We start from the raw sequence: 12767 nt of genomic DNA on the forward strand, positions 1-12767 counted from the left end.
CTCCCTATGGCATGCGGCCCATTATAAGCATGCACCTGCAGTAGTCATCGAACCCTGCGTAACTTGACTGAACGCAGGGCGCGTGCTGACCTTGCACTTTCGTACCAACTACAACAGTGGAGACCTTGCGATGCCCCAGGTACCGGTAACAGCGCTGTCGCAGTACGTTGGCAAGCCACTTGGCCATTCGGCCTGGCTGAAAATTGACCAGCAGCGTATCAACCTGTTCGCCGAAGCGACCGGGGACTTCCAGTTCATTCACGTCGACCCGCAGAAGGCCGCCCAAACGCCTTTCGGCGGCACCATCGCCCATGGCTTCCTCACCTTGTCCCTGATACCCACACTGATCGAGGACATTTTGGTGCTGCCGCAAGGCCTGAAGATGGTGGTGAACTACGGGCTGGACAGCGTGCGCTTCATCCAGCCGGTAAAGGTAGGCAGCCAGGTGCGGTTGAAGGTGGACCTGGCCGGGGTGACGGAGAAGAAACCGGGGCAGTGGTTGCTCAAGGCAATTGCCACCCTGGAGATAGAGGGTGAAGAAAAGCCGGCCTACATAGCAGAGTCGCTCTCGCTGTGTTTCGTCTAGGCACCACGGGGGCTATCCCAGCCTTCTCTACAAACCCTCTGCACTCGCGTAAACTGCCAGCCTTTGTGCAGCCCAGGCTGCCCCTGTCGATTTAGCAAAGGTGCCCGCCATGCCCTGGCTGCAAGTACGCCTGGCCATCAGCCCGGAACAAGCCGAAACCTACGAAGATGCGCTGCTGGAAGTGGGCGCAGTTTCGGTGACCTTCATGGACGCCGAAGATCAGCCGATCTTCGAGCCAGACCTCAACACCACGCCACTGTGGTCGCACACTCACCTGCTGGCCCTGTTCGAGGCCGATACCCAGCCCGAGCAGGTGTTTGCCCACTTGCGCCTGCTGACCGACGGCGAGCTGCCGCGACACCAGGCCGAGGTGATCGAGGACCAGGACTGGGAGCGCAGCTGGATGGACAACTTCCAGCCGATGCGCTTCGGCCGTCGCCTGTGGATCGTGCCCAGCTGGCACGACGCCCCGGAAAAAAACGCCGTCAACCTCCTGCTCGACCCGGGCCTGGCGTTCGGCACTGGCACCCACCCCACCACCGCGCTGTGCCTGGAATGGCTGGATGGCCAGGAACTGCAGGGCACCCAGGTACTGGACTTCGGCTGCGGCTCGGGCATTCTGGCCATTGCAGCCCTGCTGCTGGGGGCCCGTGAAGCCGTGGGTACCGACATCGACGTGCAGGCCATCGAAGCCTCGCGGGACAACGCCCAGCGCAACGGTATCGCCGATGACAGGCTGGCACTCTACCTGCCTGAGCACATGCCGGCCATGCAGGCCGACGTACTGGTCGCCAACATCCTGGCCGGGCCGCTGGTAGCGCTGGCACCGCAGTTGTCCGGGCTGGTTCGCCCAGGCGGCCTGCTGGCATTGTCGGGCATCCTCGCCGAACAGGGCGAAGAAGTGGCCGCCGCCTATGCTGCCGATTTCGAGCTCGACCCCATCGTCGTTCGCGACGGCTGGGTGCGTATCAGTGGTCGCCGCCGCCCAGCGCGCCCATAACCGTCCCCTGCACAGCCTCCGGATTGCCGCATGACCGACAGTTTCGTCACCCAGTGCCCGCATTGCCAGACCAGCTTTCGCGTCACTCACCACCAGTTGAGCGTGGCCCGTGGCGTGGTGCGCTGCGGCCAATGCCTGCAGGTGTTCAACGCCGCCAAGCAACTGCTGGAGCAAAACCGCGCCCAGGCAGGCAGCACACCGGTGGCACCCGCGGCCGACAGCGAGGGTGCAGCAGCGCCCGCCAGCCAACCGGTGGTGGCCGCCGCGCCCGTGGAGCCCGTCGCGGGCGAGCCGGCCGATACGCCAGAAGCCGCCCTGGCGCGCACCACCCAGGCCCTGGACGAACTCGACCTGGACATGGAACTGGAGCGCCTGGAGCGCCGCGGGCAGTCACCGCAATCGCGCCCGGCCAATGCTGACGGCGGCTTGCAGGCACGGCGCGACGAGCCCCATGCGCAAGACCCTGCAGACGATCTGTTTGGTACCGCCACCGACGAGCCGCTGGAGCCGCAACAGGCCGCAGCCGCCCCGCTGCTAAGCGAACCACCGCCCCCAGGCCTGGTGCCCGGTGAGCGTACCGAACCCACCTTTACAGGCAGCCTGGACCTCGACACCGACGATGAGCCCACCCTGCAGCGCGGGGTCGTGATCGAGGATGAACCACACCGCGGCCCGCCCATGCGTACTGACGCTGACGATGTCCCCATCCAGGGCCTGAGCGCCCTGGACGACGAACCGCCGGCACTGCACATTACCGCCCGCGACGACGATGACGCCACCCCGCCCCCCGTGGCAGGCGAGCGCCTGGAGCCTGGCCTGTCCGGCAAGCCCGAGCGCCCACGGCGCAAGGAGCCCTTGGTGGACGTGGTGGACGACCCGCTGCAGCTGGGCTGGGAAAAGCCCGCCCCCAACTGGGGCAAGCGTATTCTGTGGACGGTACTGACGCTGCTTGCCGCAGGCCTGCTGGCCTTGCAGTACGTGTGGTTCCACTTCGACGAGCTGGCCCGCCAGGACCAGTATCGTCCCCTGTTCGAAAACATCTGCCCTGCCGTAGGCTGCCAGGTGCCGTCACGGGTCGATATCGCCCGCATCAAGAGCAGCAACCTGGTGGTGCGCAGCCACCCGGACTTCAAGGGCGCCCTGATCGTGGATGCAATCATCTACAACCGCGCCCCCTTCGCCCAGCCGTTCCCGCTGCTGGAACTGCGCTTCGCCGACCTCAATGGCCAGTTGATCGCCAGCCGGCGCTTCAAGCCCAGTGAATACCTGTCTGGCGAACTGGCGGGCCGCGGCGAAATGCCCAGCCAAACCCCCATCCACATCGCCCTGGACATCCTCGACCCAGGCCCGAAAGCCGTCAACTACAGCCTCAGCTTCCGTTCCCCCGAGTAAGCGGCAAGCTGCAAGCTTCAAGCGGCAAGATAAAGGCAGCTGCGGTTCGGGCCTCTGTCTTGCAGCTTGCCGCTTGCAACTTGTCGCTTGCCGCTTGCAACTTGCAGCTCGAGGCCGGAGGCCGAGAACTGCTCAGATTTTATCCAAATCCATCTTTATCCAGTCATCGAGAGCGGGTATCATGCCAACCCTTTTTCGAACTCCAAGATTCGGCCCCACAACAGGGATCACCTATGTCGGCGGTACGCATCGGCCCATACACACTGCGCAACAACCTGATCCTCGCGCCCATGGCCGGGGTCACGGACCAGCCTTTCCGAACACTTTGCCAGCGCATGGGCGCAGGCATGGTGGTGTCAGAAATGGTGTCCAGCGACATGTCCTTGTGGAACAGCCGCAAGTCGAGCCTGCGCCGCATCCATGAAGGCGATCCCGAGCCCCGTTCGGTGCAGATCGCCGGGGGTGATGCGCAGATGATGGCCGCAGCTGCCCAGGCCAACGTGGCGGCGGGTGCGCAGATCATCGATATCAACATGGGCTGCCCGGCGAAAAAAGTCTGCAACAAAGCTGCAGGCTCTGCTTTATTGAGAGATGAGGCACTGGTCAGCGAAATTCTGCACGCGGTAGTCGGCGCGGTGGATGTTCCGGTGACCCTGAAGATCCGCACCGGTTGGGACCGGGCGAACAAGAACGGCCTGAACGTGGCAAGAATTGCCGAACAGGCTGGCATCCAGGCGCTTGCGGTGCATGGCCGCACACGCGCCGACCTGTACACCGGTGAAGCCGAATACGACACCATCGCTGCCATCAAGCAGGCGGTATCGATCCCGGTCTTCGCCAACGGCGATATCACTTCGCCAGAAAAGGCCCGGGCAGTGCTGGACGCCACGGGGGTTGACGGCTTGCTGATTGGCCGGGCTGCCCAGGGGCGGCCCTGGATCTTCCGTGAGGTCGAGCATTACCTGCGCACTGGGCAACACCTGCCAGTGCCGCAACTGGACGAAGTGGAACGCATCCTGCTGGAGCACCTGGCTGCGCTGCATGCCTTCTATGGCGATGTGATGGGCGTGCGTATCGCCCGCAAGCACGTAGGCTGGTACCTGGCAACACGACCCGGCGGCAAGGAGTTTCGCTCCCGGTTCAACGCTTTGGAAGACACACAAGCGCAGTGCGCCAACGTTCGCGCGTATTTCAGCGAACGTCGACAGAGCCTTGAGACAGAGGACGGACAAGGGGTGGCCGCATGACGATGATGACCGAGACTTTTGTGAGTGGAACAACGCCCGTGAGCGACAACGCCAACCTGAAACAGCACCTGAACACGCCGAGCGAAGAGGGCCAGACCCTTCGCGACAGCGTCGAGAAGGCGCTGCACAACTACTTCGCCCACCTGGAAGGCGCGACCGTCACAGACGTGTACAACCTGGTGCTCTCCGAAGTCGAGGCGCCCCTGCTCGAAAGTGTCATGAGCTACGTCAAGGGCAACCAGACCAAAGCCAGCGAGATGCTCGGGCTCAACCGAGGCACCCTGCGCAAGAAGCTCAAGCAGTACGACTTGCTGTAAGCCAGAATCCCAATCAGAAAAGGCGGCTCTTGACAGAGACGCCTTTTTTGCTGACTCCACCGCGTTATTTGGAACCCGAAATGACCGACCAGACTACCCGCCTGCCAGTCCGCCGCGCCCTGATCAGCGTCTCCGACAAGACCGGTATCCTCGAATTCGCCCGTGAGCTGCAACAGCTCGGTGTCGAGATCCTGTCCACCGGCGGCACCTACAAGCTGCTCAAGGACAACGGTGTCAACGCGGTGGAAGTGGCTGACTACACCGGCTTCGCCGAAATGATGGATGGCCGGGTGAAAACCCTGCACCCGAAAATTCACGGTGGCATCCTGGGCCGTCGCGGCACCGATGACGCCATCATGAACGAGCACGGGATCAAGCCGATCGACCTGGTCGCCGTCAACCTCTACCCGTTCGAAGCCACCATCGCCAAGCCTGGCTGTGACCTGCCGACCGCCATCGAGAACATCGACATCGGCGGCCCGACCATGGTCCGTTCGGCAGCCAAGAACCACAAGGACGTTGCCATCGTGGTCAATGCCGGCGACTACGCCAGCGTTCTCGACGGCCTCAAGGCGGGTGGCCTGACCTACGCCCAGCGCTTCGACCTGATGCTCAAGGCCTTCGAGCACACTGCCGCCTACGACGGCATGATCGCCAACTACATGGGCACCATCGACCAGGCCAAGGACACCCTGAGCACCGAAGCGCGCAGCGAATTCCCGCGCACCTTCAACAGCCAGTTCGTCAAGGCCCAGGAAATGCGCTACGGCGAGAACCCGCACCAGAGCGCGGCGTTCTACGTAGAAGCCAACAAAGGCGAAGCCAGCATCTCCACCGCCGTGCAGCTGCAAGGCAAGGAACTGTCGTTCAACAACGTGGCCGACACCGACGCTGCGCTGGAATGCGTAAAAAGCTTCGTCAAACCGGCGTGCGTCATCGTCAAGCACGCCAACCCGTGCGGCGTGGCCGTGGTGCCTGAAGACGAAGGCGGCATCCGCCAGGCGTACGAGCTGGCCTACGCCACCGACACCGAGTCGGCGTTCGGCGGCATCATCGCCTTCAACCGCGAGCTGGATGGCGAAACCGCCAAGGCCATCGTCGAGCGCCAGTTCGTCGAAGTGATCATCGCACCGAAAATCTCCCAGGCTGCCCGCGACGTGGTGGCGGCCAAGCAGAACGTTCGCCTGCTGGAATGCGGCGAGTGGCCAGCCGAGCGTGCTGCCGGTTGGGACTTCAAGCGTGTCAACGGCGGCCTGCTGGTACAAAGCCGCGATATCGGCATGATCGGCGCCGATGACCTGAAGATCGTCACCAAGCGCGCACCGACCGAACAGGAAATCCACGACCTGGTGTTTGCCTGGAAAGTGGCCAAGTTCGTCAAGTCCAACGCCATTGTGTACGCCAAGCAGCGCCAGACCATCGGTGTGGGTGCCGGCCAGATGAGCCGCGTCAACTCCGCGCGCATTGCTGCCATCAAGGCTGAGCATGCTGGCCTGCAGGTGCAAGGCGCGGTCATGGCTTCGGACGCGTTCTTCCCATTCCGTGATGGCATCGACAATGCCGCTAAAGTGGGTATCAGCGCCGTGATCCAGCCAGGTGGCTCGATGCGTGATGCCGAGGTGATTGCTGCCGCTGATGAAGCCGGCATTGCCATGGTGTTCACCGGTATGCGCCACTTCCGCCACTGATTTACGGCAATCGGCCGCACTGAAGCAGGCATCTGCTGCGTTGGGGCCGGTTCCGCTGATGCTCATTGCCAGAAGGCAACTCCGCTCATCGGAACCGGCCCCGCCTTGCATCTACCTGCTTCATTGCGACCTCGTACAGCGAGAGGCAAAGCCTCTCGTTCGACAGACTTCGAGGTTTTGACATGAAAGTTTTGATCATTGGCAGCGGCGGCCGTGAGCACGCCCTGGCCTGGAAAGTCGCCCAGGACCCACGCGTCGAGAAGGTCTTCGTTGCCCCGGGTAACGCTGGCACCGCCATTGAAGCCAAGTGCGAAAACGTTGCCATCGACATGTGCGCCCTTGAGCAACTGGCCGACTTCGCAGAAAAGAATGTCGACCTGACCATCGTCGGCCCCGAAGCCCCTCTGGTGATCGGCGTGGTGGACCTGTTCCGCAGCCGCGGTCTGGACTGCTTCGGCCCAACCAAGGGCGCGGCCCAGCTGGAGGGCTCCAAGGCATTCACCAAGGACTTCCTGGCGCGCCACAAGATCCCCACCGCCGACTACCAGAACTTCACCGAGATCGAGCCGGCCCTGGCCTACCTGCAGGAAAAAGGCGCACCGATCGTGATCAAGGCCGACGGCCTGGCAGCGGGCAAAGGCGTGATCGTCGCCATGACCCTGCAGGAAGCCGAAGAGGCCGTGCGTGACATGCTCGCTGGCAATGCCTTTGGCGATGCCGGTTCGCGCGTGGTGATCGAAGAGTTCCTCGACGGTGAGGAAGCCAGCTTCATCGTGATGGTCGACGGCCACAACGTGCTGCCCATGGCCACCAGCCAGGACCACAAACGTGTCGGCGACCAGGACACCGGCCCGAACACCGGCGGCATGGGTGCCTACTCCCCTGCCCCTGTGGTGACCGCCGACGTGCACCAGCGCGTGATGGACCAGGTTATCTGGCCGACCGTGCGCGGCATGGCTGAAGAAGGCAACGTGTACACCGGTTTCCTGTATGCCGGCCTGATGATCGACAAAGCGGGCAACCCCAAGGTCATCGAGTTCAACTGCCGCTTCGGCGACCCAGAAACCCAACCCGTCATGCTGCGCCTGGAATCGAGCCTGGTGTTGCTGATCGAAGCCGCCTTCGCCAAGGCGCTGGACAAGGTCGAGGCCCAGTGGGACCCGCGCCCGAGCCTGGGCGTGGTGCTGGCTGCCGGCGGTTACCCGGGCGACTACGCCAAAGGCGCGGCCATCAGCGGCCTGGACGCAGCGGCCAAGCTGCAAGGCAAGGTGTTCCATGCAGGCACCACGCTCAAGGATGGCCAGGTGGTCACTGCCGGTGGTCGCGTGCTGTGCGCCACCGCCATGGGTGACACGGTGCAGGCCGCCCAGCAGCAGGCCTACCGCCTGGCTGAGCAGGTGAAGTGGGACGGCAGCTTCTACCGTACCGACATCGGTTACCGGGCCATTGCCCGTGAGCGTGGCGAGCAGCACTAAGCCGCATCGCTGCGCCGTAACGCCCGGGCAGTGCAAGGCCCGGGCGCACGGCAGCCGCCCCGTCGGCAGGGCCCAGCCAGGCCTTGCCATCGGCTTGGCGCGCCGCGCATAGTTATCACCCCGCACATCGGCTAAGAAGGGATTTCGTAGTGCGCCGGCTCCGGATTGCCTCAGCGTTGTTCATCAGTTTGCTGTCCCTGCTGTGCGTGCTACCGGCCATGGCGGAGCATGATGGCGGGTGGGCGCTGCTGCTCGACGAACATGCCAACCTGCAACTGAGCGACGTGCGCTCCGAACGCTATCGCAACCAGTTCAGCCCCCTTGAGCTCGACGAACTGGATGCGGCCCCCGCCGACCAGGCGCTGTGGTTGCACTACCGCCTGGAGCCTGGCACTCAGGAACAACTGCTGCGGGTATTTGCCCCGGACCTTTCCGGCCTCGACCTGTACGCCCTGCAGGGCGACAAGCTGTTGCGCCAGCTGCATCACGGCCGCCACGCGGGTACGGCACAACCCACCCTGCGGGGCAGCGATCACGTACTGCCCCTGCCCAACAGCACGCAACCCCTGGACATCTACCTGCGGCTGGTGTCGGAACACCAACTGCGCCCTGCCATCAGCCTGGAACCCGCCGCCGAGGCGGCTGCCAGCCAGCACCAGCCGCTGCTGTTCGGCATGCTGTTTGGTGGGCTGGTGATGCTGATCCTGCACAACCTCATCCGCTTCATCTACAGCCGCTCGAGCACCACGCTGGTGCTGGCGCTCTACCACAGCCTGATGCTGCTCAGCGGTTTGATCCTGCTCAACCTCAGCGGCCCCTGGTGGCACGTGTGGCACAGTGCACAAACCCCTGCGGCCTACCTCACGTTGGTGCTGGCGGGCTTGGCGGGGTTGTATTTCACTCAGCGGTTCTTCTACCCCTTCCACTCGGCGCGCCTGAACAAGCTGTTGAATGGCGAAATGCTGGTTGTGGCGCTCAGCGGCTTGATCCTGCTGTTCGTCGATACCTTGCCGCTGAACCTGATGACATATGCCCTGATGGCTTTGGGCAGCGTCACGATGCTGATGGTCAGCAGCTACTACTGGTACAAGGGCTATGCGCCTGCCCGGCTGTTCAGCGTCGCCATGATCGTGTTCAACGTCGGTGGCCTGGTACTGCTGCCTGCGCTGCTGGGGCTGACGCGCACATCGACACCCTGGCTGCTGTGCATTCTGCTGGGGCTGGCCGTGGCCAGCGGGCTGCTGCTCAACCTGGCCGTCAGCGACCGCTTGCGGCGCATGAACGAAGAACGCTTCAGTGCCAGCCGAGCACTGGCCGCCAGCGATGCCGAAATCAATGCCAAGGCCGAATTCCTGGCCAAGATCAGCCACGAGATCCGCACCCCCATGAACGGCGTGCTGGGCATGACCGAACTGCTGCTGGGCACGCCGCTGTCGGTGAAGCAGCGCGACTACGTGCAGACCATTCACAGCGCCGGTAACGAACTGCTCACCCTGATCAACGAGATCCTCGACATCTCCAAGCTCGAATCCAGGCAGATTGAGCTGGATGATGTGCAGTTCGACCTCAACGCGCTGATCGAAGACTGCCTGAATATCTTCCGGGCCAAGGCCGAGCAGCAGAATATCGAGCTGATCAGCTTCACCCAGCCGCAGGTCCCGCGGGTGATCAGTGGCGACCCGACACGCCTGCGCCAGGCCTTGTCGAGCCTGCTGGAAAACGCACTCAAAAACACCGACCAAGGCGAGATTCTGCTGGTGGTGGCCCTGGACCAACGCGGCGAAGTACCGCGCCTGCGCATCGCCGTGCAGGACAGCGGCGAGCCGCTACCGGCCGCCGACCGCGAAGCCCTGCTGCAGGCCAAGTTGCACAGCCATCACTTTCTCTCCAGCAACAAGCTGGGCGGCCACCTGGGGCTGATGATCGCCAAGCAGTTGATCGGGCTGATGCAGGGTGAATTTGGCATCAAGAGCAGCACGGGCACCGGCAACACCCTGTGGCTGACCCTGCCGCTGGACCCTTCCGCCCTGGAGCAGCCCCCGGCAGACCTTGACGGCCCGCTGCGCGATGCCCGGGTGCTGGTGGTGGACGACAACGACACCTGCCGCAAGGTGCTGGTGCAGCAATGCAGCGCCTGGGGCATGAACGTAAGCGCAGTGCCTTCCGGCAAGGAGGCCCTGGCACTGCTGCGCACCAAGGCCCACTTGCGCGACTACTTCGACGCTGTGTTGCTGGACCAGAACATGCCGGGCATGACGGGCATGCAGCTGGCGGCCAAGATCAAGGAAGACCCCAGCCTGAACCACGACATTCTGGTGGTCATGCTCACCGGCATCAGCAACGCCCCCAGCAAGATCATCGCGCGCAATGCCGGGGTCAAGCGGATCCTCGCCAAACCGGTGGCCGGCTACACGCTCAAGACGACACTGGCCGAAGAGCTAGCCCAGCGCGGCCGCGACCAGCTATCGTCCGTCACCGCGCTGGGCAAGCCCCAGGCGCTGGAGCTTCCCGGTGATTTCCGGGTGCTGGTGGCCGAAGACAACAGCATTTCCACCAAAGTGATTCGCGGCATGCTTGGCAAGCTGAACCTGGAGCCAGACACCGCCGCCAACGGCGAAGAAGCCCTGCAGGCGATGAAAGCCAAGCGCTACGACCTAGTGCTGATGGACTGCGAAATGCCGGTGCTGGATGGTTTTTCCGCCACTCAGCTGTTGCGTGAGTGGGAAGCCGCCCACCAGCGCCCACGCACCCCGGTGGTGGCACTGACCGCGCACATTCTCGCCGAGCACAAGGAACGCGCGAAACTGGCGGGCATGGACGGGCACATGGCCAAGCCGGTCGAGCTCTCACATCTGCGCGAAGTGGTGCAGTACTGGGCCAGACAGCGGGATGCCAAAACCGACCCTGTACCGCCCCGCTGACCTGCGGGACCATAGCCGGCCCCGCAGGTGGACCGGGTATCAAAAGGCGTAGTCAAGCACACGCTGCAGGCTCAGCTGCACGACGCGGTCCTGTACCTTCGGTAGAAAGCTGTGCTCGAACGCCAGCAGGTTGAAACGCACCAGTTCCGCCCGCACGTGCTTGTGGCTGCGCTTGCGGTTGATGAACCCTGCGCTGAATGCCGAGCGCACATCCGTTTCGTGGTAAACCACCATATCTACGCGGTTGGCACCGGCCGGCGCACACGGCAGCAGCTGGAAATGCTGGCGTTCCAGTGCGTAGTGCTCCAGCTTCTGCAACACCGAGGGGTTGGCCACCAACTTGTGCAAGGCAATGCCCGTGGCCGTGGCGAAATGCTCACCCGCTGTTGCAGCAATGGTTTCCAGCACCTGGTCCACCTGCCTGGTGCGCTGTTGATCGGGCCAGTGCACCTGCTCGGGCGACAGCGCATCCCAGCCCATGAACTTCAGTTGGTTGCGGTAGTAGGCAAACCAGTCCTGCACCAAGCCCTCCCGGTGAGCAGTTTCGGTCGCGCGCTCGGCCAGCGCCAATGCCAGTTTCACCTTGTACTTGTGCGCGGCGGGCACGCCATCCAGAAACGACACGACACCCGCGCCAATCACGGCAGCTGCAGCTTCACTCATGGCCGGCCCCTGTCTGCGGTGCGTGAGGATCGAAGCGGTACTCGCCCTGGCCATCCTTGGTTTGCATCAAGGCATGCAGCGCCTCGCGCTGGTGCTGGAAGCGCGCGTTATCCAGGGCCAGGGAAATGCCCTTGAACGCGGCCTCGCCCTTGAGCACCTGGTCGCTCAACAACTGCGCCAGCGACAGGCCCGAGAGCGGCGTTTCGGTGTGCAGGGTAATGCTGCACAGGTCCAGCACCGGGCCTGGTTTGAGCAGCCCGAGCTCAATGACCACCTGCGAACCACCGGCCTGGTCCTGTACGCAGAATTTCTTCAGATGCGCCACGCCGTCCGCTGACTGGCCTAAACCCGCAGCGAAGGCTGCCAATACGGCTTGCTGTTGAATCGAGCGCACCTTGAGCCAGGCGTCCAGGGGCTGCAGCCGCGTACTACGGGTCGGCTGCCCCAACTGCCTCTGATCGTAAGTGCTGGCCAGCTTGATCCAGCCCAGCCGGCGCAGGGCCGACCGGTAGGCGTCGTACCAGGCGTCATGGTCGGCAAAACGCGAGCCTGCCTCCTTGTTCGCAACCAGCTGCGCGTACAGTATCGAGTCGAAGGCGGCCTGGCGCTCAACCCCGGCCCCGGCCGGTGCATACAACAGCGCCGTGCCGCCGATCAGCATGAGCTGCTCGTCTGCTTTATCCATGGTGTCGTCTCTTCGGTAAACCCAGGAAAGGCGGCGCCGTCACAGCGCCGCCCGGCGATCAGATGTCGTACTGCAGCACGTTCTCGACGCTGCGCACGCCGAGCTTGTTTTCCACGGTTTCGCGCACTTTGTCGTAGACGAAGTTGTTCAGCGTGAGCACCGCGGTGCCTGCGTAGTAATGGGTCTTGTCCAGCTTCCACTGGATGCCCAGCACGTCATCGTCCAGCTTGGGTGCCGAGGCCTGGACGCAACTGACCACCATCACCACATCGTTGTTGGCGGTTTCGATACAGGCGGCCATGCCGACCATGCCGCGGGCCTTGTTCTGGCGTTTATGGTCGACCACCTTGGCGTCATCCTGCACGGTGGTGAGCTTGTCGAACGCCAGCTTGGCCAGGCCGCCGAGCTTGGTGCCGCCGAGGATGGCATTGCCCGCCACGCCGATGGCGCGGATGGCGACTGCACCCACGGTCACCGACAACTCTGCCGAGGTTTCCAGCTCGAAACTGCGCTTGGGGATGGTAAAGCCCAGGTCGCGCATCACATCGACGAATTTGTCGTACCACTCGCGCGACTGTTTTTCCGCATCGAAGGCCTTATCAGCTACCAGGGTGGCGAAGTGAAAGGCGTTCTTCACATCGTGGCGGCTTTGCGTGGACATGCCTGCGCCGCAGGCCAGCAGGTTGCCTTCGACCAGGATGGCGGAATCGTTGGTTGTGATTTGTGTTGCATCGGACATCTGCAAACTCCTTGGTGATTACCCCTGAGAGCAGGGGTAATCACCTTATCCAGC

11 protein-coding genes are annotated in these 12767 nt (G+C 63.4%); 8 read left to right on the plus strand and 3 right to left on the minus strand.

Features of this window, described 5'->3' with window-relative positions:
• Nucleotides 1–130 precede the first annotated feature (130 nt).
• The 8 genes from IAE33_RS02650 (at nucleotide 131) to IAE33_RS02685 (ending at nucleotide 10626) form a co-directional block, all read left to right on the plus strand.
• Nucleotides 131–586: a MaoC family dehydratase gene (locus IAE33_RS02650; RefSeq protein WP_201161988.1), complete on the plus strand. Its 456-nt coding sequence runs from the start codon at nucleotides 131–133 to the stop codon at nucleotides 584–586.
• Nucleotides 587–695: 109 nt separating this feature from the next.
• A complete protein-coding gene (prmA, locus tag IAE33_RS02655; RefSeq protein WP_201161990.1) occupies nucleotides 696–1586 on the plus strand; it encodes a 50S ribosomal protein L11 methyltransferase in 891 nt (296 codons plus the stop codon).
• A gap of 30 nt (nucleotides 1587–1616) precedes the next feature.
• Complete coding sequence (locus IAE33_RS02660; protein WP_201161992.1) at nucleotides 1617–2978, plus strand: DUF3426 domain-containing protein; 1362 nt, start codon at nucleotides 1617–1619, stop codon at nucleotides 2976–2978.
• 233 nt (nucleotides 2979–3211) lie between these two features.
• Entirely contained in the window at nucleotides 3212–4225 is a 1014-nt protein-coding gene (dusB, locus tag IAE33_RS02665; protein WP_201161994.1) for a tRNA dihydrouridine synthase DusB, read from the plus strand.
• The gene (gene fis / locus IAE33_RS02670) at nucleotides 4222–4542 is read left to right on the plus strand and encodes a DNA-binding transcriptional regulator Fis (protein ID WP_023534526.1); all 321 of its coding nucleotides are present in this window, start codon (nucleotides 4222–4224) and stop codon (nucleotides 4540–4542) included. Before dusB ends, fis begins: the two co-directional genes overlap by 4 nt.
• 80 nt (nucleotides 4543–4622) lie before the next feature.
• Complete coding sequence (purH, locus tag IAE33_RS02675; RefSeq protein WP_201161996.1) at nucleotides 4623–6230, plus strand: bifunctional phosphoribosylaminoimidazolecarboxamide formyltransferase/IMP cyclohydrolase; 1608 nt, start codon at nucleotides 4623–4625, stop codon at nucleotides 6228–6230.
• Nucleotides 6231–6412: 182 nt separating this feature from the next.
• The gene (gene purD / locus IAE33_RS02680) at nucleotides 6413–7705 is read left to right on the plus strand and encodes a phosphoribosylamine--glycine ligase (protein ID WP_201161998.1); all 1293 of its coding nucleotides are present in this window, start codon (nucleotides 6413–6415) and stop codon (nucleotides 7703–7705) included.
• Nucleotides 7706–7854: 149 nt separating this feature from the next.
• The gene (locus IAE33_RS02685) at nucleotides 7855–10626 is read left to right on the plus strand and encodes a hybrid sensor histidine kinase/response regulator (RefSeq protein ID WP_201162000.1); all 2772 of its coding nucleotides are present in this window, start codon (nucleotides 7855–7857) and stop codon (nucleotides 10624–10626) included.
• 39 nt (nucleotides 10627–10665) lie between these two features.
• Here IAE33_RS02685 and IAE33_RS02690 read toward each other — a convergent pair whose 3' ends face one another.
• The 3 genes from IAE33_RS02690 to IAE33_RS02700 are packed head-to-tail and all read right to left on the minus strand — an operon-like array spanning nucleotide 10666 to nucleotide 12713.
• Nucleotides 10666–11289: a hypothetical protein gene (locus IAE33_RS02690; RefSeq protein WP_201162002.1), complete on the minus strand. Its 624-nt coding sequence runs from the start codon at nucleotides 11287–11289 to the stop codon at nucleotides 10666–10668.
• Nucleotides 11282–11974, minus strand: a complete 693-nt coding sequence (locus IAE33_RS02695; protein WP_201162004.1) for a hypothetical protein — start codon at nucleotides 11972–11974, stop codon at nucleotides 11282–11284. The genes IAE33_RS02690 and IAE33_RS02695 overlap by 8 nt, the downstream gene beginning before the upstream one ends.
• A 58-nt stretch (nucleotides 11975–12032) precedes the next feature.
• Complete coding sequence (locus IAE33_RS02700) at nucleotides 12033–12713, minus strand: hypothetical protein (RefSeq protein ID WP_201162006.1); 681 nt, start codon at nucleotides 12711–12713, stop codon at nucleotides 12033–12035.
• Between the last annotated feature and the right edge of the window lie 54 nt (nucleotides 12714–12767).

The sequence above is a fragment of the Pseudomonas sp. S60 genome (genome assembly GCF_016647865.1).
Classification (GTDB): domain Bacteria; phylum Pseudomonadota; class Gammaproteobacteria; order Pseudomonadales; family Pseudomonadaceae; genus Aquipseudomonas; species Aquipseudomonas parafulva.